The following is a 22482-nucleotide window of genomic DNA, read 5'->3' on the forward strand; positions in this document are numbered from 1 at the left end:
TAAGAAAGCCCGCGCAAGCGGGCTTTTTTATACCTCGATTTTGGCGACCTCAGTACCCACTGAGAATATTTACAATCACCCCGCTGGCGATGGCCACCAGCACGTAATCGCCGTTCACCGACAACCAACGGTGGTCACGCGGCGGTGCATAGAGGTGACGTGCGCGCCAGTCAGTCACCCAATAGCGGTCGCCGCGGTAACGGGGGGCAACGGCATGACCGCGTTGCCATTGCTGATGCGGTACCGGCATCCCCGCTTGAGGGCGGTAGTTTGGATTTTTGTAGGCCGGCGCGTGGCCGTTGCCCGGGCGCCCTTGTTGCGGCTGCTTTCCATGTTGGGGGCCGCCATGCTGAGGGTTGCCCTGATGGGCGGGACCGTTGTCATGCCCCTGGGGCGGGCCAGGTTGAGCAAAACTGGCCAGCGGTACGCTGAACATCAGCGCGGCGCAAAGCACGGTCAGGGTTTTCTTCATGTGATGCTGATCCTCTGCATGTTAAGGCCCGGCGCAACTCACTGAGCGCCTGGTGCGGTTAACTGTTCAGACAGCGGTTTTGCCAGCCTAATCCTTGGCCAGAGGTAAAGGTCGGGTAAAGGTGAACCAGGCGATCACATCGTGCCCAGGCCCAGCGCCTTCAACCGCCGATAGAGCGTGCGCTCGCTCATGCCAAGATGCCGGGCCAGTTCACTGCGTGGCCCCTGAAACTGATCCAGCGCCTGCGCCAGCTCACTCAAGTCGCCATGCCCCCTGCCCTTGGTGAAACCTGGCGCGCTCTGTGGGCCGATATCTTCGGGTAGATGCTCGGGGCGGATCAGCCCGTCATCGGCAAACAGCCTTGCCCTTTCCAGGATATTACGCAGCTCGCGGATGTTGCCTGGGAATGGATGCAGGCCTAGCTGTTTCAGCGCGCCATCGGTCAGGCTCGGCGTTGGCTTGCCAGCCATACGCTGAAGGAGGCTCTCGGCAAGCAATGGCAGGTCTTCCACACGCTCGCGCAGTGCGGGCAGCCGGATCGGAAAGCCACTGATGCGGTAATACAGATCCTCACGGAAAGTACCCTCAGCGACCATCTTCTTGAGCGGTTTGTGTGTTGCCGACACCAGGCGGAAATCCGCGTGCACGGTCCGCAGGCTGCCCACCGGGCGGAAGCTGCCGGATTCGATCAGGCGCAGCAACTTCACCTGCATCGCCATCGGCACCTCGCCGATTTCATCGAGGAACAACGTGCCGCCATGGGCCGCTTCGGCCAGGCCGATCTTGCGCTGGTTGGCGCCAGTGAACGCGCCCTTCTCGTAGCCGAACAATTCGCTCTCGAACAGCGACTCGGTCAAACCGGTGCAGTCGACCACCACCAACGGCCCACTGGCGCGCGGGCTGCCCATGTGGATGGCGCGGGCGAACAGCTCTTTACCGGTACCCGATTCACCCTGCAACAACACCGGAATTTGCGCGGGGGCGGCGCGCTGCAGGCTGGCCAGTGCCGCCTTGAACGCTGGCGCCCGCCCGACCAAGCCTTTTTGCTGGGGCTGCGCCGAGGCTAGGGTGATCGTGGTGAGCCGCTCGACAAAGGCGACCACCCTGCCCTGCTCGTCCAGGATCGGCCGCAGTTCGACATCCACATGCTCAGGGCCTCGCGGGGTGTGATGAATGTGCAGCACGCGCTCCGGCACCTTGCTGTCCCACGCCTTGCGCATCGGGCAATGTTCACCTGCCTGGTCGCAAGGTACCGCGTAGTGGTGCGAGACCTTGTGGCACTTTTCACCCAACGGCGCCTGCTCGTCTCGGCCGAACTGGCGGCGGTAGGCGGCGTTGGCGGCGAGGATGTTGTAGTCGGTATCCAGCACGATGGTGGGCAGCGCATCGTGTTCGAGGTAGGAAACCAGCGCTAGGATGATGTGATGGGCTTCAGGCATGGGGGCACCGATGTGATAACCCGGCGGAGGGTAGCAAGGACTGCCAAACACTGCCATTGGCTGACAGTCGACTGTCAATGTGGCTGCCATGTTGCCTGGCGCGTGCCAGGCAGGGCCGCATTCATTGGCCCATGCCCATGAAAAACCCTGGCATGTATCTTGATAAACCTCCGGTCACTGCCTACGCCTCTACAAAGGGTGCAGGAAACTTTGGAGAACGTGATGATCATCGGTAACAACCTTCACGTGGAAGCCTTCTTCGACGAGGCGACCTCGACCATCAGCTACCTGCTCATGGACAGCGAGACGCGCAAGTGCGCGTTGATCGACAGTGTGCTGGACTACGACCCCAAGTCCGGGCGTACCTGCACCGCATCGGCAGACCGCTTGATCGCCCAGGTTGAGGCGCTGGGTGGCCAGGTGCAGTGGATTCTGGAAACCCATGTTCACGCCGATCACCTTTCGGCATCCGCCTACCTGAAGGAAAAACTTGGCGGCCACACCGCCATCGGTGCGCACATCACCCAGGTGCAAAAAGTCTTCGGCGCGCTGTTCAATGCCGAGCCGGGTTTTGCCCGGGACGGCAGCCAGTTCGATGTACTGCTTGAGGACGAGGAAGGTTTTCGCATCGGCAACTTGCACGCCCGTGCCTTGCACACCCCGGGGCACACCCCGGCATGCATGAGTTATGTGGTGGTGGATGGTGGTGAAACGGCGGTGTTCGTCGGCGACACGCTGTTCATGCCCGACTACGGTACGGCGCGCTGCGACTTCCCCGGCGCCGACGCACGCACCCTGTACCGGTCGATCCGCCGCCTGCTGGCCTTCCCCGACCAGACCCGGTTGTTCCTGTGCCACGACTACCTGCCTGGCGGGCGCGCGATGCAGTACGTCACGACCGTGGCCGAGCAGCGCGGCAGCAATATTCACATCCATCACGGCGTTGATGAAGACAGCTTCGTAGCCATGCGCGAGGCCCGTGACAAGACCCTCGACATGCCCGTGCTGATTCTGCCATCGGTGCAGGTGAACATGCGCAGCGGTCATTTTCCCGAGCCCGAGGCCAATGGCGTGAGCTACCTGAAGATTCCACTGAACACGCTTTGATCGCTTCTACCCATAACGAGATTTCCAGGAACTACCGCCATGCCTGCCTTGCTGTCCCCTGCCAATGCTTCCGCTACCGACCACCACAAAGTGGTCATCGTCGGTGCCGGTGCCGCCGGTATCGCCACGGCGTCCAGCCTGATCAGCCGTGATCCGTCATTGGACATCGCACTGATCGACCCCGCCGACGTGCACTACTACCAGCCGGGCTGGACGATGGTCGGCGCCGGTGTGTTCAAGGCGCCGAGCACGGCGCGCACCATGGCCTCGACCATTCCCCGGGGTGTGCAATGGATCAAGGCGCGGGTGCAGGGCTTCGACCCGTTGGGCCAACTGGTCGTGCTTGAGGATGGCCGCGCCATCAGCTACGAGCAGTTGGTGGTTTGCCCTGGCCTGAAACTCGACTGGCAGGCCATCGACGGCCTGAGCGAGACCCTTGGCCGCAACGGCGTGACCTCGAACTACCGCTTTGACCTGGCGCCTTACACCTGGCAGCTGGTGCAAAATCTCAGGCAAGGCCGTGCCCTGTTCACCCAGCCGCCAATGCCGATCAAGTGTGCCGGCGCGCCGCAGAAGGCGCTGTACCTGTCTTGCGATCATTGGCTGCGCCAGGGCCATCTGGGCGATGTAAAAGCCAGTTTCTTCAACGCCGGTGCCGTGCTGTTTGGCGTAGCCGACTACGTCCCTGCATTGATGGCCTATATCGACAAGTACGCCGTGGACCTCAATTACGCCCACCGCCTGGTGGCGGTGGATGGCCCTGGCAAGCGCGCGACGTTCGTACGTACGTTGCCCGATGGTAGCCATGAAACCCGCATCGAGCCCTTCGACATGCTGCACGTGGTACCGCCGCAAGTGGCGCCCGAATTCATTCGGGAAAGCCCGCTGGCCGATAGCGCAGGCTGGGTCGATGTGGACCCGCAGACCTTGCGCCACCGAAAATTCACCAACATCCATGCCTTGGGCGACGTGGCCAGCACCAGCAATGCCAAGACTGCCGCAGCAGCGCGCAAGCAGGCGCCGGTAGTGGCCAACAATGTGCTGGTGGCGCTGGGCAGGCTGCCTACCCTCGCCCAGTACGACGGCTATGGCTCGTGCCCACTGACCGTCGAGCGCGGCAAGATCGTGCTGGCCGAGTTCACCTATGGCGGCAAGGTGGCGCCGAGCTTCCCGCGCTGGTTGCTCGATGGCCGCCAGCCGACGCGCCTGGCCTGGTTGCTGAAGGCACGGGTACTGCCACCCTTGTACTGGAAAGGCATGCTCAAAGGGCGTGAATGGCTGGCGCGCCCGCAGCCACTGGTAGCCGAGGCCGGCAAGTGATCGAACATCAACTGTTGGGCGCGGGCCTGGGCGCGATCATTGGTGCGGTGTTGGCATTGACCGGCGCCGGGGGCGGTATTCTGGCGGTGCCACTGCTGGTGTTTGGCCTTGGCCTGTCGATGGTCGAGGCGGCGCCCGTCGGCCTGTTGGCCGTGGGCCTGGCTGCCGCCGTGGGCGCCGTGCTGGGTTTGCGCCAAGGCCTGGTGCGCTACCGGGCGGCGTTGTTCATTGCCCTGATCGGCATCGCGGTCGCCCCCTTTGGCTTGATGCTGGCGCACCGCGTGCCCAATACACCGCTGGTGCTGATATTCGCCTGCGTGCTGGTCTACGCCTGCCTGCGCATCTGGCGCAAGGCCGCCAGGGAGCTGCGCGGCGAAGCTAACGATGCGCACCGCTACATCGAGCCTTGCGTGCTCAACCCGTTGCAAGGGCGTTTGCGTTGGACGCTCCCCTGCGCACGGGCCCTGGCAATGACCGGTGCGCTGTCGGGGTTGTTGTCCGGCCTGCTGGGGGTGGGCGGTGGCTTCGTGATTATTCCGGCCTTGAACCGCTACACCAACCTGCGCATGGCCAGCATCGTCTCTACCTCGCTGGCGGTGATTGCGCTGGTGTCCACCGGTAGCGTGGTCAGCGCCAGCCTGGCGGGGGTAATGCACTGGCAGGTTGGTGCCCCCTTTGCGGTCGGCGCGGTGACCGGCTTGCTGCTGGCGCGGCCACTGGCGGCCAGGCTGGCTGGGCCACGCTTGCAACAGATGTTTGCCGTGGCCGGTTGGTTGGCCGCCCTGCTGCTGGCTGGCAAGGTTCTATTGAGCTAACAGCTCGCCCTGTTCGGCGGCACACAGCGCCAGCAGGTAGTCCCACACGACCCGCAGGCGCACTGACTTGTGCAGCTCACGCCGCGTGCAGATCCAGTAACTGCGCTGGATGGTTTCGCTGGGCAGCACACGGACCAGCGTCGGGTCGTGGCGCGCCATGAAGTTGGGCAACACGGCAATGCCAAGCCCTGCGCGTGCGGCTTGTTGCTGGGCGATCACGCTGGTGCTGCGAAATGCCACGCTGGGCGACCGGCAGAAGCTGTTGAGAAACAGCAGCTCCTGGCTGAACAGCAGGTCATCGACGTAGCCGATCCAGCTGTGCCGGGCCAGGTCTTCGCGGGTGCGCAGCGGCGGCGCGCGGTCGAGGTAGGCCCGGCTCGCGTACAGGGCCAGGCGATAGTCAGTGAGCTTACGGGTGATCAGCAGGTCGGCATTGGGCCGCTCCAGGTGGATGCTGATTTCCGCCTCGCGGTTGAGGATGCTGACGAAGCGCGGTACGGCCACCAGCTCCACCTCAAGGCCCGGGTAGCGCTCGAACAGCGCGTTCATGCGCGGGGTGAAGAACATGATGCCGATGCCTTCGGTCACCCCCAGGCGGATCTTGCCCAGCGGGGTGATGGCCTGGGTAATTTCTTCCTGCGCCAGCAAAGCCACGTTTTCCATGGCTTCGGCGTGCTTGAGCAAGGCCTGGCCGGAGGGGGTCAGGTCGTAGCCCTGGGCGTGCTGCACGAACAGGGGCGTGCCCAGGCTTTTCTCGATGCTCTCGATATGCCGGGCTACTGTGCTGTGGGTGGTGTTGAGGCGTTTGGCAGCGGTGAGCAGGCGGCCGCTGCGCTGCAACTCGAGGAAAAACCGCAAATCGTTCCAGTCGAACATGCTGATCCCTGCATCTCGATTACGCGGTCGTTCCCACAATGACCGTGTGCGTTCAATGGTTGTCGCTGTGCTAAAACGCACAGCGGCTGCGCGAAATCTCGTGTTTCCACAGCGAAATTAATCAATAAGATGGTGCGGGACAAGAATAATAATCAGGCGCGAGGTTGCACATGCCATCAGCCGATTCTGTCTTCGACTACGTGGTCGTGGGTGCCGGTCCTGCCGGGTGCCTGCTGGCCAATCGCTTGTCCGCCGACCCTTCCTGCCGCGTGCTGCTGCTTGAAGCGGGTGGCCGTGACAACTATCCCTGGATACACATTCCTGTCGGCTACCTCTACTGCATCGGTAACCCCCGCACCGACTGGTGCTTCAAGACCGAGGCGCAGAACGGCCTGGGCGGCCGCAGCCTGGGTTACCCACGGGGCAAGGTGCTTGGCGGTTGTTCCTCGATCAACGGCATGATCTACATGCGCGGCCAGGCGGCCGACTATGACCGCTGGGCCGAGCAAGGCAACTCAGGCTGGGCCTGGCAGGACGTACTGCCCCTGTTCAAGGCCAGCGAAAACCACTTTGCCGGTGACAGCGAGCACCATGGCGCTGCCGGTGAATGGCGGGTCGAGCGCCAGCGCTACAGCTGGCCGATTCTCGACGCCTTCCGCGATGCGGCCGAGCAAAGCGGCATCGCCAACGTCGACGATTTCAACACGGGTGATAACCAGGGCTGTGGATACTTTCAGGTCAACCAGCGCAGCGGTGTGCGCTGGAATGCGTCCAAGGCGTTTCTGCGGCCAGTGATGAGCCGGCCGAACCTGACGGTGCTGACCGGCGTGGAAGTCGACCAGGTGCTGCTCAACAACACCCGTGCGCGTGCGGTAAAAGCCCGCTGGCAGAATGCCTGGCACGAATTCGCTGCGCGGCGCGAGATCATTCTGTGTGCCGGGGCCGTGGGCTCGCCGGGCATCCTCCAGCGCTCCGGTATCGGCCCGCGCAAATTGCTGGAAGACTTGGGGATCGGCGTGCGCCATGACATGCCCGGCGTCGGTGGCAATCTGCAGGACCACCTGCAATTGCGCCTGATCTACCAGGTCCGCAACACTCGCACCCTCAACCAGATGGCCAACAGCGTGTGGGGCAAGATGGGCATGGGCCTGCGTTACCTGTACGACCGCAGCGGCCCACTGGCCATGGCCCCCAGCCAGTTGGGCGCGTTCGTGCGCTCCAGCCCCGAGCACGCCACCGCCAACTTGCAGTACCACGTGCAGCCCTTGTCGCTGGAGCGCTTCGGCGAGCCGTTGCACCGCTTCCCGGCATTCACCGCCTCGGTGTGCAACCTGCGGCCGCTCAGCCGCGGGCGCATCGACATCGGTGCTGCAGATATGCACAGCGCGCCACGGATCGACCCCAACTACCTCAGTGACCCTGAAGATTTGCGGGTTGCCGCCGACGCCATCCGGATCACCCGGCGCATTGTCCAGGCCCCTGCCCTCGCCGCGTTCGCGCCACAGGAATACCTGCCGGGCACAGCCCTGCAAAGTGTAGAGGACCTGTTCGAGGCCGCCGGCAAGATCGGTACCACCATCTTCCACCCTGTGGGTACCTGCCGCATGGGCAGCGGCCCACTGGATGTTGTGGATAACCAGTTGCGGGTACACGGCATACCCGGCCTGCGTGTGGCCGATGCCTCGATCATGCCGCAGATCACCTCCGGCAATACCTGTTCACCCACGCTGATGATCGCCGAGAAGGCGGCGCAACTTATCCTCAAAGGAGCCGCAACCCAGACCTACCTAAACGAAGACGCAATACCGACGCCCTGACCCGGGTGCGTGCAACACCGGCAGCTTGCGGTCGGAAGCTGCCGACAGTGGAACAAAAAGAATAATCACTGTGGCCTGTGGGCCGAGGACAGCAACGATGTCGGATTACATCCAAGAGCAGGGTGCGACGGCCAGCGGCACCAGCCGTCGCGAAGAACGAAAGATCATTTTCGCGTCATCCCTCGGGACGGTTTTCGAGTGGTATGACTTTTTTCTCTATGGCGCGCTGGCAGCGGTCATCAGCAAGCAGTTCTTTGCTGGGGTCAACGACACCACGGCCTTCATCTTTGCCCTCATGGCCTTCGCCGCCGGCTTCCTGGTTCGCCCCTTCGGTGCGCTGGTGTTCGGCCGGCTGGGCGACATGATCGGGCGCAAGTACACCTTCCTGGTGACCATCGTGCTGATGGGCCTGTCGACCTTTGCCGTCGGCCTGCTGCCAACCTATGCCAGCATCGGCATCGCGGCACCGATCATCCTGGTGATCCTGCGCATGCTGCAGGGGCTGGCGCTGGGTGGTGAGTACGGCGGTGCGGCAACCTACGTGGCCGAGCATGCGCCGCAAGGCAAGCGCGGCTTCCATACCGGCTTCATCCAGTCCACCGCCACCCTTGGCTTGCTGCTGTCGCTGCTGGTGGTGTTGGGCAGCCGCTACATCAGTGGCGACCAGTTCGAAACCTGGGGCTGGCGCCTGCCGTTCCTGCTGTCGATCTTCCTGCTGGCGATCTCCACCTGGATCCGCATGAGCATGCACGAGTCGCCGGCCTTCGTGAAAATGAAGGCCCAGGGCAAGATCAGCAAGTCGCCGATCCGTGAATCGTTCACCTCCTGGCCGAACCTCAAGGTGGTACTCACCGCCCTGTTCAGCATCAACGCTGGCCAGGCGGTGACCTTCTACACGGCGCAGTTCTACGTGCTGTTCTTCATGACCCAGATGCTCAAGATGGACCCCGCCCAGGCCAACACCCTGCTGATCATCAGTGTGGTGATCGGGGCGCCGTTCTTCGTGTTCTTCGGTTGGCTGTCGGACCGCATCGGGCGGAAGCCGATTCTGATGCTGGGCCTGTTGCTGGCGACCGTGCTGTACTTCCCCCTGTTCAAGGCGCTCAGCCATTACGCCAACCCACAGATCGACGCCGCCAGCCGTCAGGCGCCGATCGTGGTCACTGCCGACCCGCAGGGCTGCACCTTCCAGTTCGACCCGGTCGGCAAGGCGCGTTTCGACAGCCCGTGCGACAAGGTCAAGACGTTCCTGGTCAAGCAGGGGCTGCCGTACAGCTCGGTGAGCGTGGCCGGCAGCGAGGTGGTGGTCAACATTGGCGACAAGACCATCAACGGTTTCGACGAAACCGCCATGCGTTCGGCGATCGAGCAGGCGGGGTACCCGGCCAAGGCTGACCCGGGGCAAGTGAACCAGGTGATGGTGGTGGTACTGATCGTGGCGATGATCCTGATCGCGACCATGACCTACGGCCCACTGGCGGCGGTGATGGTCGAGCTGTTCCCGACCCGTATCCGTTATACCTCGATGTCCCTGCCCTACCACATCGGCAACGGCTGGTTCGGTGGCTTCCTGCCGACGGTGTCGTTCGCGCTGGTGGTGTATACCGGGGATATCTTCTACGGGCTGTGGTACCCGGTGCTGGTGACCGGCATCAGCCTGGTGGTAGGGATCTTCTGCCTGAAGGAAACCAAGGACGTGGATATCGACAAGGTCTGAGGGGGTAAAACGCCCATAAAAAAACCGGCTTAAGCGCCGGTTTTTTTATGCCTCCGAAAAACTTATGCACGTTTTTCGCAAATCTGTAGCGTGAAGAAATAAACAGTTAATTCAATCACTTAACGCGTACTTGCAACCGCTCATTAAAAAACTGCTCACAAGTTATCCACAGAACGTCAGGCCATCTGCTCGTGCGGTTTTTCATCCACCGGTGGCAGCGAACCCAGGGCCCTTTGCGTGGCCTCGTTCCAGGCGGCGGCGCGGTCGTTGAGCTCGGCGATGGCACGCGGGCCGGTGCCGTTGGCATACATCGGCTCACCGATCACCACTTCGATGGTGCCCGCCCGCTTGCCCCAGCCAGCCTTCGGCCAGAACTTGCCCGCATTGTGCGCAATGGGCAGCACCGGCAGGCCAGCATTGACTGCCAGCGCGGTACCGCCGCGGGAGAACTTGCCGACGGTGCCGAATGGCACGCGGGTACCTTCCGGGAAGATCAGCACCCATACACCCTGCTTGAGCAGCTCGTCACCTTGGCTGGCGACCTGGCGCAGGGCTTCCTTTGGGTTGTCGCGGTTGATTGCGATCGGCCGCAGCATGGCCATGGCCCAGCCGAAGAACGGCACGTACAGCAGCTCGCGCTTGAGCACTTGGCTGAGCGGCGAGAAGTACTGGGAAAGGAAGAAGGTTTCCCAGGTGCTCTGATGGTTGGACAGGATCACACACGGCTCACTGGGCACATTTTCGGCGCCGGTGATCTTGTAATCGATGCCAAGGATGGTGCGGCTCAAAAATAACGCGCAACGGCACCAAAACACGTTGATGAACTTGTAACGCCTGGGGAATGACAAGAATGGCGCGACAAAAAAGCTCAGGGTGCACCAGAGCAACGAGCTGGTGCCCAGCAGCAGGTAAAAAAGAAAGATTCTGATCGCCTGCAGGATCGACATAGTGGCTTGTACCATTGCGGGCGTGCCCGCTTGAGAAAAATGCGCCAGAAGGCGCACTGTTTAAATTAGTTCTCTGGCGATAGCTGCCAGATCGTCGAAAATCAGTGTAGTTTCAGGGACGCCTTTTTCCAGGGTCCGCTCACCCTTGCCGGTTTTCACCAGCACAGGTCGTGCACCGACGGCCAGGGCGGCCTGAAGGTCACCTTGGCTGTCGCCGACAAACCACACGCCGCCAAGGGCGGCCTGGTAATGCTCGGCAATTGCCAGCAGCATGCCCGGCTTGGGCTTGCGGCAAGCGCAGCCCTCGTCCGGCCCATGCGGGCAATACACGATATGGCCCACTTCACCGCCCTGCTCGGCCACCAACGCACGCAGGCGCGTGTGCATGGCCTCCAGGGTATCCAGCGAGTAGTAGCCACGGGCAATGCCGGACTGGTTGGTGGCCACGGCCACCGTCCAGCCCGCCTTGCTCAACTGCGCGATGGCCTCGACCGAGCCGGGGATGGGGACCCACTCTTCCAGCGACTTGATGTAGGCGTCGGAGTCGTAGTTGATCACCCCGTCACGATCGAGAATCAGCAGTTTCAAGGCTTACCCCAGCAGCGAGATGTCGGCTACACCCAGGAACAGACCGCGCAGGCGGCTGAGCAGGGCATAACGGTTGGCGCGGACCTTGGCGTCCTCGGCATTGACCATCACCGCCTCGAAGAAGGCGTCGACCGGGTCACGCAGGGCAGCCAGGCGGGCCAGCGACTCGCTGTACTGGCGTGCGGCAGCCATCGGTTGCACAGCCTGGTCGGCCTGCTGGATGGCCGAGTACAGGGAGAACTCGTTGGCGTTGTCGAAGTACTTCGGCTCGACCTGTTCGGCGATGGCGCCCTCGGCCTTGCTCAGCAGGTTCGATACGCGCTTGTTCACCGCCGCCAGGGCTTCGGCTTCCGGCAGTTTGCGGAAAGCCTGCACGGCCTGCACGCGCTGGTCGAAGTCCAGGGCAGAGCCCGGCTTCAGGGCACGTACCGACAGGTAGGTGGCAACGTCGATGCCTTCGTCTTCGTAGCGCGCACGCAGGCGGTCGAAGATGAACTCCAGCACTTGCTCGGCCAGGCCAGCGGCCTTGACCTTGGCGCCGAACTGCTTGACCGCGAATTCGGCGGCACCGGTCAGGTCCAGGTCCAGCTGCTTCTCGATCAGGATGCGCAGCACACCCAGTGCGGCGCGGCGCAGGGCGTACGGGTCTTTGCTACCGGTAGGCAGCATGCCGATACCGAAGATGCCGACCAGGGTGTCGAGTTTGTCGGCGATGGCCACGGCAGCACCGGTCAGGGTCTGCGGCAGTTCAGCGCCAGCGCCACGCGGCATGTACTGCTCATTCAGGGCCATGGCGACGTCTTGCGGCTCGCCATCGTTGAGCGCGTAGTAGTAACCGGCAACACCCTGCATTTCAGGGAATTCGCCGACCATCTCGGTGGCCAGGTCGCACTTGGACAGCAGGCCGGCGCGGCCGGCGCGCTGGGCATCCCCGCCAATCAGTGGCGCGATGAATGCGGCCAGCTTGGAAACGCGTTCGGCCTTGTCGTAGACGGTGCCCAACTGAGCCTGGAACACCACGTTCTTGAGGCGCTCATTGAAGGTTTCCAGCGGCTGCTTCTTGTCTTGCTTGAAGAAGAACTCGGCGTCGGTAAGGCGTGGGCGCACGACCTTCTCGTTGCCTTCGACGATCTGCTTCGGGTCGCGGCTTTCGACGTTGGCCACGGTAATGAAGCGCGGCAGCAGCTTGCCTTCGCTGTCCAGCAGGCAGAAGTACTTCTGGTTGTCCTGCATGGTGGTGATCAGGGCTTCTTGCGGCACGTCGAGGAAACGCTCCTCGAACGAGCACACCAGCGGCACTGGCCACTCGACCAGGGCGGTCACTTCGTCCAGCAGCGCGGGCGGCACGATGGCGCTGCCTTCCTGCTGCATGGCCAGTTCCGCAGTGCGTTTGGCGATCAGCTCGCGGCGCTCGGAGAAGTCGGCCAGCACGTAGGCTTTGCGCAGGTCTTCAACGTAGTTGGCCGGGGTAGTGATGACCACGTTTTCCGGGTGATGGAAACGGTGCCCGCGGGACTCACGGCCGGCTTGCTGGGCGAGGATGGTGCAGTCGACGACCTGGTCACCGAGCAGCATCACCAGCCACTGGGTCGGGCGCACGAACTCTTCGCGGCTGGCGCCCCAGCGCATGCGCTTGGGGATCGGCAGGTCGTTGAGCGAGTCTTCGACGATGGTCGGCAGCAGGCCGAGGGTGGCCTTGCCCGGGATGTGCTGGGAGAAGCGCAGCTTGGCGCCGCTCTGGTCGATCTCGGCCAGCTCGACGCCGCACTTCTTGGCGAAGCCCAGGGCGGCCTGGGTCGGGTTGCCTTCGGCGTCGAAGGCCGCCTGGCGGGGCGGGCCATCGATATTGATGCTGCGGTCAGGCTGCTGCACGTCGAGCTGGCGAATCAGCACGGCCAGGCGGCGCGGCGCGGCGTACACCGACTTGGCGGCGTAGTTCAGGCCTGCGGCCTGCAGGCCTTTCTCGATACCGGCCAGGAAGGCGTCGCCGAGGGTGGCCAGGGCTTTGGGTGGCAGCTCTTCGGTGCCCAGTTCTACCAGGAAATCTTGAGCACTCATTGTGCAGCCTCCAGCTTAGCCAACACTTCGTCACGCAGTTCAGGGGTCGCCATCGGGAAGCCCATGCGTGCGCGGGCTTGCAGATAGCTTTGCGCCACGTCCCGGGCCAGGGTACGTACACGCAGGATGTAACGCTGGCGCTCGGTCACCGAGATGGCGCGGCGGGCGTCGAGCAGGTTGAAGGTGTGCGAGGCCTTCAGGACCATTTCGTAGGTCGGCAGCGGCAGCTCCAGCTTGATCAGGCGGTTGGCTTCGCTTTCGTAGAAATCGAACAGCTCGAACAGCTTCTCGACGTTGGCGTGTTCGAAGTTGTAGGTCGACTGCTCCACTTCGTTCTGGTGGAACACGTCGCCGTAGGTGACCTTGCCGAACGGGCCATCGGCCCAGACCAGGTCGTAGACCGAGTCGACGCCCTGGATGTACATGGCCAGGCGTTCCAGGCCATAGGTAATCTCACCGGTGACCGGGTAGCACTCGATGCCGCCGACCTGCTGGAAGTAGGTGAACTGGGTCACCTCCATGCCGTTCAGCCAGATTTCCCAGCCCAGGCCCCAGGCGCCGAGGGTCGGCGATTCCCAGTTGTCTTCGACGAAACGGATGTCGTGGACCAGCGGATCCAGGCCGATGGCTTTCAGCGAGCCGAGGTACAGCTCCTGGAAGTTGGCCGGGTTCGGCTTGAGCACTACCTGGAACTGGTAGTAGTGCTGCAGGCGGTTTGGGTTTTCGCCATACCGCCCGTCGGCAGGGCGACGGCTAGGCTGCACGTAGGCGGCGTTCCAGGTCTCTGGGCCAACGGCGCGCAGGAACGTGGCGGTATGGAAAGTGCCGGCGCCTACTTCCATATCGTAGGGCTGAAGCACCACACAACCTTGAGCTGCCCAGTAGTTCTGCAGGGCGAGGATCAGGTCTTGGAAGGTACGCACGGCTGGCGTAGGCTGGCTCACGAAATTCACCTGTATCTGGGGATGCGGATGTAAAGAGCGGGAGTATAACCTGATTCGCCTCGCCCTCTACTCATTGGAGCCTTATGCCACGCTGCTTTTGGTGTACCGACGATCCGTTGTACCAGGCCTACCACGACCAGGAATGGGGAACACCGCAGCGTGATCCGGCGTTGCTGTTCGAGATGCTTTTGCTCGAAGGGTTCCAGGCTGGGCTGTCATGGATCACGGTTTTGCGTAAACGCGAGCGCTATCGCGAGGTGCTGCACGGCTTCGATCCGTTGAAGTTGTCGCAGATGAGCGATGAACGCATCGAAGCGCTGATGCTCGACGCCGGCATCATCCGCAACCGCCTCAAGCTCAAGGCCGCCCGGCGCAACGCCCAGGCCTGGCTGGCTGTGGATAACCCCGCCGAGTGGCTCTGGTCGTTTGTCGGCGGCAAGCCCAAGGTCAATCATTTCGTGGGCCGCAGCGACGTGCCGGCGGTCACCGACGAAGCCAAGGCGATGAGCAAGGCCTTGCAAAAAGCTGGCTTCACCTTTGTTGGCCCGACCATCTGCTACGCCTTCATGCAGGCCACCGGCATGGTCATGGACCACACCACCGATTGTGATCGCTACGCCGCCTTGGCGCGCTGAAGGGGTACAATGCGCGCCTTGCTGAAATAAGGAATTCGCCTGTGGAAAAGTTCAAGGGCGCCCTGATGGTCGGGGTGCTTCGACTGTTCGCCAAGTTGCCCTGGGGCGCGGTACAGCGCGTCGGCGCCGGTATCGGCTGGCTGATGTGGAAGGTCCCGAACGGGTCGCGCAACGTGGTGCGTATCAACCTGGCCAAGTGTTTCCCCGAGATGGACCCGGTCGCGCGTGAGCAGCTGGTTGGCCATGCGCTCAGAGATATCGGCAAGTCCTTCGTCGAGAGTGCGTGCGCCTGGATCTGGCCACCGCAGCGTTCGCTGGAGCTGGTCAAGGAAGTGCAAGGCCTGGAAGTGCTGGAGCAGGCCCTTGCCTCGGGCAAGGGCGTGGTCGGCATCACCAGCCACCTGGGTAACTGGGAAGTGTTGAACCACTTCTACTGCAACCAGTGCAAACCGATCATCTTCTACCGCCCGCCGAAACTGAAGGCCGTGGATGACCTGCTGCGTGAGCAGCGGGTGCAGATGGGTAACCGCGTCGCGCCTTCGACCAAGGAAGGCATCCTCAGTGTGATCAAGGAAGTGCGCCGCGGTGGGCAAGTGGGCATCCCAGCCGACCCGGAGCCGGCGGAATCGGCCGGGGTGTTCGTGCCATTTCTCGGTACCCAAGCGCTGACCAGCAAGTTCGTGCCGAACATGCTGGCCGGTGGCAAGGCGGTAGGGGTGTTCCTGCATGCGCTGCGGCTGCCGGATGGCTCTGGGTTCCGGGTGATTCTGGAAGCGGCGCCTGAAGCGATGTACAGCACGGATGTGACCGAATCGGCGGCGGCCATGAGCAAGGTGGTCGAACGGTATGTGCGCGAGTACCCGAGCCAGTACATGTGGAGCATGAAGCGCTTCAAGAAGCGCCCGGCCGGTGAGCCGCGCTGGTATTGAGATTTTTTGGGGGCGCTTTGCGCCCCATTCGCGGGGCCAGCCCGCTCCCACAAGTCCTGCGCAGCCTGAGGGTCACTCTGTACCTTGTGGGAGCGGGCTTGCCCCGCGAATGGGCTGCAAAGCAGCCCCGGCAATTTCAGACTTTATTCAGCTTCTTGAGGAACACCGCCATCTCTTTCTCGGCCTGCTTATCCCCATGGGCCTGCGCCGCCACGATCCCGTCCTCCCAGGCCTTGCGCGCCGCCGCCAAATCACCCTGCAACTGATACGCCTTGCCCAGCAGCTTCCACGCCGCCGAATACTTAGGGTCCTGCTCCACGCACCGTGCCAGGTGCACCGCCGCCTCAGCCCCGTTGCCCTCATCCAGCCAGCCTTTGCCCAGGCCAAATCTCAGCAGTGGGTTATCCACACCCTTGGCCAGCATTTTCTCCAGCGACTCGCGCATGCCCACTTCTCCTAGAAGAAACTCAAGCCGACGTGGAACAGCTTCTCCACATCCCGAATGTGTTTTTTATCCACAACGAACAGAATCACGTGGTCACCCGACGCGATCATCGTGTCGTCGTGGGCAATCATCACCTCTTCGTCGCGGATGATCGCGCCGATCGTGGTACCCGGTGGCAGGGCGATGTCTTCAATGGCCTTGCCCACCACCTTGCTCGATTTCGAATCGCCGTGCGCCACGGCCTCGATGGCCTCGGCCGCGCCGCGGCGCAGGGAGTGCACGCTGACGATGTCGCCACGCCGCACGTGCGCCAGCAAGGTGCCGATGGTGGCCAACTGCGGGCTGATGGCGATGTCGATTTCACCGCCCTGCACCAGGTCCACGTAGGCCGGGTTGTTGATGATGGTCATCACCTTGCGCGCACCCAGGCGCTTGGCCAGCAGCGACGACATGATGTTGGCCTCGTCGTCGTTGGTCAGGGCCAGAAAGATGTCGGCGTCGGCGATGTTCTCTTCGAGCATCAGGTCTTTGTCTGACGCACTGCCCTGTAGCACCACGGTGCTTTCCAGGGTGTCGGAGAGGTGGCGGCAGCGGGCCGGGTTCATCTCGATGATCTTCACCTGGTAGCGGCTTTCGATGGCCTCGGCCAGGCGCTCGCCGATCTGCCCGCCACCGGCGATCACCACACGCTTGTTGGTCTCGTCGATGCGCCGCAGCTCGCCCATCACCGCGCGAATGTCTTTTTTCGCGGCGATGAAGAACACTTCGTCATCGGCCTCGATCACGGTGTCACCGCGTGGGGTGATCGGCCGGTCACGGCGGAAGATTGCCGCCACGCGGGTGTCCACATTGGGCATGTGCGCGCGGATCTGGCGCAGCTGCTGGCCCACCAGTGGGCCGCCGTAGTACGCCTTGACCGCCACCAGTTGCGCCTTGCCTTCGGCGAAGTCGATCACCTGCAAGGAGCCCGGGTGCTCGATCAGGCGCTTGATGTAGTTGGTCACCACCTGCTCGGGGCTGATCAGCACGTCCACCGGGATGTGGTCGTTGTGGAACAGCTCTTCGCGGGTGAGGTAGGCTGATTCGCGTACCCGGGCGATCTTGGTCGGGGTATGGAACAGCGAATAGGCGACCTGGCAGGCCACCATGTTGGTCTCGTCGCTGTTGGTCACCGCCACCAGCATGTCGGCGTCGTCGGCGCCGGCCTGGCGCAGCACCGTCGGCAGCGAGCCGCGGCCCTGCACCGTGCGGATGTCCAGGCGGTCGCCGAGGTCGCGCAGGCGCTCGCCGTCGGTGTCGACCACGGTGATGTCGTTGGCCTCGCTGGCCAGGTGCTCTGCCAGCGTACCGCCCACCTGCCCTGCGCCGAGGATGATGATCTTCATCCGCTACTCCCTGAACCGTTGTGCTTATCCGCGTGAAGCGGCGATCTTGATCAGCTTGGCATAATAGAAACCGTCGTGGCCGCCTTCCTGGGCCAGCAACTGGCGGCCGTGGGGCTGGCGCAAGCCGGCCTCGGTGGCCAGGTCCAGCTCACGGGCGCCCGGGGTGCGGGCGAGGAACGCCTCGATCACCTCGGTGTTTTCGGTCGGCAGGCTCGAGCAGGTGGCGTAGAGCAGCATGCCGCCTACTTCCAGGGTTGGCCACAGGGCATCGAGCAGCTCGCCTTGCAGCGTGGCCAGGGCCGGAATGTCGTCGGCCTGGCGGGTCAGCTTGATGTCCGGGTGGCGGCGGATCACGCCGGTGGCCGAGCACGGGGCGTCGAGCAGGATGCGCTGGAAAGGTTTGCCGTCCCACCAGCCGGCGGTGTCGCGGGCATCACAGGCGATCAGTTCGGCGTCCAGTTGCAGGCGCTCGAGGTTCTCGCGCACGCGGGTCAGGCGTTTGGCCTCCAGGTCGATGGCCACCAGGTGTGCAAGGCCGGCCTCGGCTTCGAGCAAGTGGCAGGTCTTGCCGCCCGGGGCGCAGCAGGCGTCGAGCACGCGTTGGCCGGGGGCCAGTTCGAGCAGGTCGGCAGACAATTGCGCGGCCTCGTCCTGCACGCTCACCCAGCCTTCGGCGAAGCCCGGCAGGCTGCGCACATCACAGGGCTCATTCAGCACGATACCGTCGCGGCTGAACTGGCAGGCGCTGGCGCCGACGCCGGCCTCTGCCAGCAAGGCCAGGTAGGCATCGCGGCTGTGGCGGCGGCGGTTGACCCGCAGGATCATCGGCGGGTGGGCGTTGTTGGCGGCGCAGATGGCTTCCCATTGCTCTGGCCAGAAGGCTTTCAGCGCTTTCTGCAGCCACCGAGGGTGCGCAGTGCGTACCACCGGGTCGCGCTCCATGCTGGCGAGCAGCGCTTCGCCTTCACGCTGGGCGCGGCGCAGCACGGCATTGAGCAGGGCCTTGGCCCACGGTTTTTTCAGCTTGTCGGCGCAGCCAACGGTCTCGCCGATGGCGGCGTGTGCCGGAATGCGCGTGTAGAACAGCTGGTACAAGCCGACCAGCAGCAGTGCCTGCACATCGGCATCGGCGGCCTTGAACGGCTTTTGCAGCAACTGCGCGGCCAACAGGTCGAGGCGCGGCTGCCAGCGGGCGGTGCCGAACGCCAGGTCCTGGGTCAGGCCACGGTCGCGTTCATCGACCTTGTCCAGTTGCGCCGGCAACGAACTGTTCAGCGAGGCCTTGCCGCTGAGCACAGCGGCAAGGGCACGGGCGGCGGCCAGGCGTGGGTTCATTGGCCGAGCACCTTGCCGTTGGCGAACTTCTCGCGGCGGCTGTTGAACAGGTCGCTGAAGTTCAGCGCCTTGCCGCCGGGCAGTTGCAGGCGGGTCAGGCTCAAGGCTTGATCACCACAAGCGACCTCCAGGCCATCTTTGCTGGCAGACAGGATCTCGCCGGGGGCGCCCTTGCCTGTGGACAACCTGGCCGCCAGCACCTTCACGCTTTCGCCGTCCAGGGTGCTATGGCACACCGGCCACGGGTTGAAGGCACGGATCAGGCGCTCCAGCTCCACGGCCGGGCGGCTCCAGTCGATGCGCGCTTCGTCTTTGTTCAGCTTGTGTGCATAGGTGGCCAGGGTGTCGTCCTGGACTTCACCTTGCAGCGTGCCGGCGGCGAGGCCAGCGATGGCCTGTAGGACGGCCGGTGGGCCCATTTCGGCGAGGCGATCGTGCAGGGTGCCGCCGGTGTCTTCGGCGCTGATCGGGGTGACCACCTTGAGCAGCATCGGCCCGGTGTCCAGGCCGGCTTCCATGCGCATCACGGTTACGCCGCTCTCGGCGTCACCGGCTTGCACGGCGCGCTGGATCGGCGCAGCACCGCGCCAGCGTGGCAGCAGCGAGGCGTGGCTGTTGATGCAGCCCAGGCGGGGAATATCCAGCACGGCCTGGGGCAGGATCAGGCCGTAGGCGACCACCACCATCAGGTCGGGCTTGAGCGCGGCGAGTTCTGCCTGGGCATCGGCGTTGCGCAGGGTCGGCGGTTGCAGCACCGGGATGTCGTGGGCCACGGCCAGGGCCTTGACCGCGCTCGGCATGAGCTTCTGGCCACGGCCGGCGGGGCGGTCTGGCTGGGTGTAGACGGCCACGATCTCATAGGGGCTGTCGAGCAGTGCCTTGAGGTGTTCGGCGGCAAACTCTGGAGTGCCTGCGAAGACGATGCGCATGGAGTTCTCGCTGCAAAAAAGAAGAAGGCTTGCCGGAGCAAGCCTTCTGGAAGGTGGGGATCAGGCGTTCTGGCGGTGCTGCTTTTCCAGCTTCTTCTTGATTCGGTCGCGTTTGAGCGTGGACAGGTAGTCGACGAACAGCTTGCCGTTGAGGTGATCGAACTCGTGCTGCACGCACACGGCCAGCAGGCCTTCGGCTTCGAGCTCAAAGGGCTTGCCGTCGCGGTCCAGGGCTTTGACGCGCACCCGCAGAGGGCGGTCGACGTTCTCGTAGAAGCCAGGCACCGACAGGCAGCCTTCCTGGTATTGGCCCATGTCGTGGGTCAGCTCTTCGACCACCGGGTTGATGAAAACCCGTGGCTCGCTGCGGTCTTCGCTCAGGTCCATCACCACAAGCTGTTTGTGGACGTTGACCTGGGTCGCCGCCAGGCCGATGCCAGGCGCCTCGTACATGGTTTCAAACATGTCGTCGATCAGCTGGCTCAGGGCGTCGTCGAACACCGTCACCGGTTTGGCGATGGTGCGCAGGCGCGGGTCCGGGAATTCGAGAATGTTCAAGATGGCCATAAGGTCGGGCAGTCACTGTGCGTTCGGTTGAAAACTGAACACACATAATAAAGGTAATCGGCGATTTCGGCACCTGGCAAGCTCGTCTAGGGTGTCTATGGGCTTGATAGCGTCCGATTAATGGACAGCTTTTCAAAGTGTTACCCACAAACTTATCCACAGGTTGTGCCACGTAAATGGCCCTGTTTCGATCAAGGATGATCTCGATGCCGATCCCCCACTCGTCGCTTTGCCCGCCTGCCGAACTGGAAGCGCGATTACGCCTGCACCGCCTTCCCGAGACCGGGCTGCGTCGTTTTCACACCTTGCTGCAAGCCTTCGGCAGCGCCTCTTCAGCGCTGAGTGCGCCGGCCGGCGCCTGGCGAGCGCTGGGCATGGCGCAGGCCACCATCGACGCGCGGCGCAGCGCCGAAGTACGCGACGGCGCACTGGCTGCGATGGCCTGGCTAGAGCATCCCGGCCAGCATTTGCTGATGTGGGACAGCCTTGGCTACCCAGCGTTGCTGGGTGAAATCGACGATCCACCGCCGTTGCTTTTCGTCGCCGGTGACCCTGCTTTGCTTGAGCGGCCACAGCTGGCAATTGTGGGCAGCAGGCGTGCTTCACCCCCCGCGCTCGACACCGCCAGGGCATTTTCCCGTTACCTGTCGCAGGCCGGTTTCACCATTACCAGTGGGCTGGCGTTGGGCATCGACGGTGCCGCTCATCGGGCTGCTCTGCAGGCTGGCGGGGGGACGATCGGTGTGCTCGGCACGGGCTTGCAAAAACTTTATCCACAGCGCCACCGCGAGCTTGCCCAGGCGATCATCGACAGCGGTAGCGCACTGGTTTCCGAGTACCCGCTGGATGCCGGGCCGCTGCCGGGCAATTTTCCACGGCGCAATCGCATCATCAGCGGTTTGTCGCTGGGCGTGCTGGTGGTGGAGGCGAGCCTGGCCAGTGGTTCGTTGATAACCGCGCGGCTGGCGGCCGAGCAGGGCCGTGAGGTTTACGCCATCCCCGGTTCGATCCACCACCCAGGGGCCAAAGGCTGTCACCAGTTGATCCGTGATGGCGCGCTACTGGTGGAAAGCGTGGAGCAGATTCTGGAAAGCCTGCGAGGCTGGCAGAACCTGCCCCCTGCGATAGTGGACGAATATGTCCACCCCCTGCTTGCTCTGCTGCATGCTGCGCCACAGACTACCGAAAGCCTGGCCCGGTGCAGCGAGCAGCCGCTGGCCGACGTGCTGGCGCAACTGACCGAACTGGAGCTGCAAGGCCAGGTCAGCAATGAAGCCGGGCGTTGGTTTGCCCGTGCGGGCTAAGTACACTGCGCGCAAGCAAGGTTCATAGGCGGAGAGAGAGAAATGGTGAGCAGTTTTCGTGTGCAACAAGCCGCACGTGAGATCCGGGCGGGCGCGGTGATTGCCTACCCGACTGAAGCGGTCTGGGGCCTGGGCTGCGACCCGTGGAACGAGGACGCGGTGTACCGCCTGCTGGCGCTCAAGTCGCGGCCTGTGGATAAAGGCCTGATCCTGGTCGCCGATAACATCCGCCAGTTCGACTTCCTGTTCGAGGATTTCCCCGAGGACTGGATCGACCGCATGGGCAGCACCTGGCCTGGCCCTAATACCTGGCTGGTGCCGCACCAGGACCTGTTGCCCGAGTGGGTGACAGGTGAGCACGACACGGTGGCACTGCGGGTCAGCGACCACCCGCAGGTGCGTGAGTTGTGTGCATTGGTTGGGCCGTTGATTTCCACCTCGTGCAACCCCGGCGGGCGCCCGGCGGCGAAAACCCGGTTGCGGGTGGAGCAGTACTTCCATGGGCAGTTGGATCTGGTACTGGGCGGGGCGCTGGGCGGGCGGAAGAACCCGAGTGTGATTCGCAACCTGGCGACTGGCGAAGTCGTTCGTCCGGGCTAAATTGCCAAGCGCCAATACACCTCCTTGTGGGAGCGGGCTTGCCCCGCGAAGAGGCCAGCCCAGGCGGCCAGTGTGTATAGCCCGGGCTTCGCCCTGGTTCGCGGGGCAAGCCCGCTCCCACATTTGTGGACTGCCCCCAAAAAGTTGGACAGTTCTATGCTGCCGCCTGGGTCCTGTACTCGACAGGGCTCAGGCCATTGAGCCTCAGCTTGATGCGGTCATGGTTGTAGTAGTGGATGTACTCATCCAAGCC

22 protein-coding genes are annotated in these 22482 nt (G+C 63.4%); 9 read left to right on the forward strand and 13 right to left on the reverse strand.

Annotated features, from left to right (window positions below; translation table 11 throughout):
- Positions 1-49: 49 nt before the first annotated feature.
- Positions 50-472, reverse strand: a complete 423-nt coding sequence (locus CKW22_RS07815) for an RcnB family protein (protein WP_095063958.1) — start codon at positions 470-472, stop codon at positions 50-52.
- 134 nt (positions 473-606) lie between these two features.
- Positions 607-1911: a sigma-54-dependent Fis family transcriptional regulator gene (locus CKW22_RS07820; protein ID WP_095063959.1), complete on the reverse strand. Its 1305-nt coding sequence runs from the start codon at positions 1909-1911 to the stop codon at positions 607-609.
- Positions 1912-2133: 222 nt separating this feature from the next.
- Here CKW22_RS07820 and CKW22_RS07825 point away from each other — a divergent pair, with 222 nt between their 5' ends.
- The 3 genes from CKW22_RS07825 to CKW22_RS07835 are packed head-to-tail and all read left to right on the forward strand — an operon-like array spanning position 2134 to position 5153.
- Complete coding sequence (locus CKW22_RS07825; protein ID WP_095063960.1) at positions 2134-3018, forward strand: MBL fold metallo-hydrolase; 885 nt, start codon at positions 2134-2136, stop codon at positions 3016-3018.
- Positions 3019-3057: 39 nt separating this feature from the next.
- Positions 3058-4338: an FAD/NAD(P)-binding oxidoreductase gene (locus tag CKW22_RS07830; RefSeq protein ID WP_033702448.1), complete on the forward strand. Its 1281-nt coding sequence runs from the start codon at positions 3058-3060 to the stop codon at positions 4336-4338.
- Complete coding sequence (locus CKW22_RS07835; RefSeq protein WP_033702600.1) at positions 4335-5153, forward strand: sulfite exporter TauE/SafE family protein; 819 nt, start codon at positions 4335-4337, stop codon at positions 5151-5153. The genes CKW22_RS07830 and CKW22_RS07835 overlap by 4 nt, the downstream gene beginning before the upstream one ends.
- Here the strand turns inward: CKW22_RS07835 and CKW22_RS07840 are convergent.
- Entirely contained in the window at positions 5142-6029 is an 888-nt protein-coding gene (locus tag CKW22_RS07840; RefSeq protein WP_033702449.1) for a LysR family transcriptional regulator, read from the reverse strand. The two genes, CKW22_RS07835 and CKW22_RS07840, sit on opposite strands and share 12 nt — an antisense overlap.
- Before the next feature lie 170 nt (positions 6030-6199).
- Between CKW22_RS07840 and CKW22_RS07845 the strand changes: the two genes are divergently transcribed.
- Entirely contained in the window at positions 6200-7846 is a 1647-nt protein-coding gene (locus CKW22_RS07845; RefSeq protein WP_095063961.1) for a GMC family oxidoreductase, read from the forward strand.
- A gap of 97 nt (positions 7847-7943) precedes the next feature.
- Positions 7944-9563, forward strand: coding sequence for an MFS transporter (locus CKW22_RS07850; RefSeq protein WP_033702451.1), 1620 nt, complete (start codon positions 7944-7946; stop codon positions 9561-9563).
- A gap of 176 nt (positions 9564-9739) precedes the next feature.
- Here CKW22_RS07850 and CKW22_RS07855 read toward each other — a convergent pair whose 3' ends face one another.
- Genes CKW22_RS07855 through glyQ form a run of 4 tightly spaced genes read right to left on the reverse strand, consistent with a single transcriptional unit; the run spans position 9740 to position 14100 of the window.
- Positions 9740-10525 carry a 1-acyl-sn-glycerol-3-phosphate acyltransferase gene (locus CKW22_RS07855; protein ID WP_033702452.1) on the reverse strand — a complete coding sequence of 262 codons (786 nt, stop codon included), beginning with the start codon at positions 10523-10525 and terminating at the stop codon, positions 9740-9742.
- Positions 10526-10570: 45 nt separating this feature from the next.
- Positions 10571-11098: a D-glycero-beta-D-manno-heptose 1,7-bisphosphate 7-phosphatase gene (gmhB, locus tag CKW22_RS07860; RefSeq protein ID WP_047582464.1), complete on the reverse strand. Its 528-nt coding sequence runs from the start codon at positions 11096-11098 to the stop codon at positions 10571-10573.
- Positions 11099-11101: 3 nt separating this feature from the next.
- Entirely contained in the window at positions 11102-13156 is a 2055-nt protein-coding gene (gene glyS / locus CKW22_RS07865) for a glycine--tRNA ligase subunit beta (protein ID WP_095063962.1), read from the reverse strand.
- Positions 13153-14100 carry a glycine--tRNA ligase subunit alpha gene (gene glyQ, locus CKW22_RS07870; RefSeq protein ID WP_033702456.1) on the reverse strand — a complete coding sequence of 316 codons (948 nt, stop codon included), beginning with the start codon at positions 14098-14100 and terminating at the stop codon, positions 13153-13155. The genes glyS and glyQ overlap by 4 nt, the downstream gene beginning before the upstream one ends.
- 83 nt (positions 14101-14183) lie before the next feature.
- On the opposite strand from glyQ, the gene CKW22_RS07875 reads away from it, so the two are divergent.
- A complete protein-coding gene (locus CKW22_RS07875) occupies positions 14184-14735 on the forward strand; it encodes a DNA-3-methyladenine glycosylase I (RefSeq protein ID WP_033702457.1) in 552 nt (183 codons plus the stop codon).
- Positions 14736-14776: 41 nt separating this feature from the next.
- On the forward strand, positions 14777-15664 hold the full coding sequence (locus CKW22_RS07880; RefSeq protein ID WP_033702458.1) for a lysophospholipid acyltransferase: 888 nt from the start codon (positions 14777-14779) through the stop codon (positions 15662-15664).
- A gap of 136 nt (positions 15665-15800) precedes the next feature.
- Here CKW22_RS07880 and CKW22_RS07885 read toward each other — a convergent pair whose 3' ends face one another.
- From CKW22_RS07885 to def, 5 genes are read right to left on the reverse strand one after another with little or no spacing between them, the layout of a single operon-like run.
- Positions 15801-16109, reverse strand: a complete 309-nt coding sequence (locus CKW22_RS07885; RefSeq protein ID WP_033702459.1) for a tetratricopeptide repeat protein — start codon at positions 16107-16109, stop codon at positions 15801-15803.
- An 11-nt stretch (positions 16110-16120) separates the two neighbouring features.
- Positions 16121-17494, reverse strand: coding sequence for a Trk system potassium transporter TrkA (gene trkA, locus CKW22_RS07890; protein ID WP_033702460.1), 1374 nt, complete (start codon positions 17492-17494; stop codon positions 16121-16123).
- 24 nt (positions 17495-17518) lie between these two features.
- Positions 17519-18829: a 16S rRNA (cytosine(967)-C(5))-methyltransferase RsmB gene (rsmB, locus tag CKW22_RS07895; RefSeq protein ID WP_095063963.1), complete on the reverse strand. Its 1311-nt coding sequence runs from the start codon at positions 18827-18829 to the stop codon at positions 17519-17521.
- Complete coding sequence (gene fmt / locus CKW22_RS07900; RefSeq protein WP_033702462.1) at positions 18826-19758, reverse strand: methionyl-tRNA formyltransferase; 933 nt, start codon at positions 19756-19758, stop codon at positions 18826-18828. The genes rsmB and fmt overlap by 4 nt, the downstream gene beginning before the upstream one ends.
- Before the next feature lie 60 nt (positions 19759-19818).
- Positions 19819-20325, reverse strand: a complete 507-nt coding sequence (gene def / locus CKW22_RS07905) for a peptide deformylase (RefSeq protein ID WP_033702463.1) — start codon at positions 20323-20325, stop codon at positions 19819-19821.
- Between the two features lie 206 nt (positions 20326-20531).
- Between def and dprA the strand changes: the two genes are divergently transcribed.
- Both dprA and CKW22_RS07915 read left to right on the forward strand, forming a co-directional pair.
- Positions 20532-21629, forward strand: coding sequence for a DNA-processing protein DprA (gene dprA, locus CKW22_RS07910; RefSeq protein WP_095063964.1), 1098 nt, complete (start codon positions 20532-20534; stop codon positions 21627-21629).
- Between the two features lie 42 nt (positions 21630-21671).
- Entirely contained in the window at positions 21672-22229 is a 558-nt protein-coding gene (locus tag CKW22_RS07915) for an L-threonylcarbamoyladenylate synthase (protein ID WP_033702465.1), read from the forward strand.
- A gap of 154 nt (positions 22230-22383) precedes the next feature.
- Here CKW22_RS07915 and CKW22_RS07920 read toward each other — a convergent pair.
- The coding region (locus CKW22_RS07920; protein ID WP_143500713.1) for an IS3 family transposase at positions 22384-22482 on the reverse strand (99 nt) is incomplete at its 5' end.

This window comes from Pseudomonas sp. Irchel s3f19 (assembly GCF_900187555.1).
GTDB lineage: Bacteria > Pseudomonadota > Gammaproteobacteria > Pseudomonadales > Pseudomonadaceae > Aquipseudomonas > Aquipseudomonas capeferrum.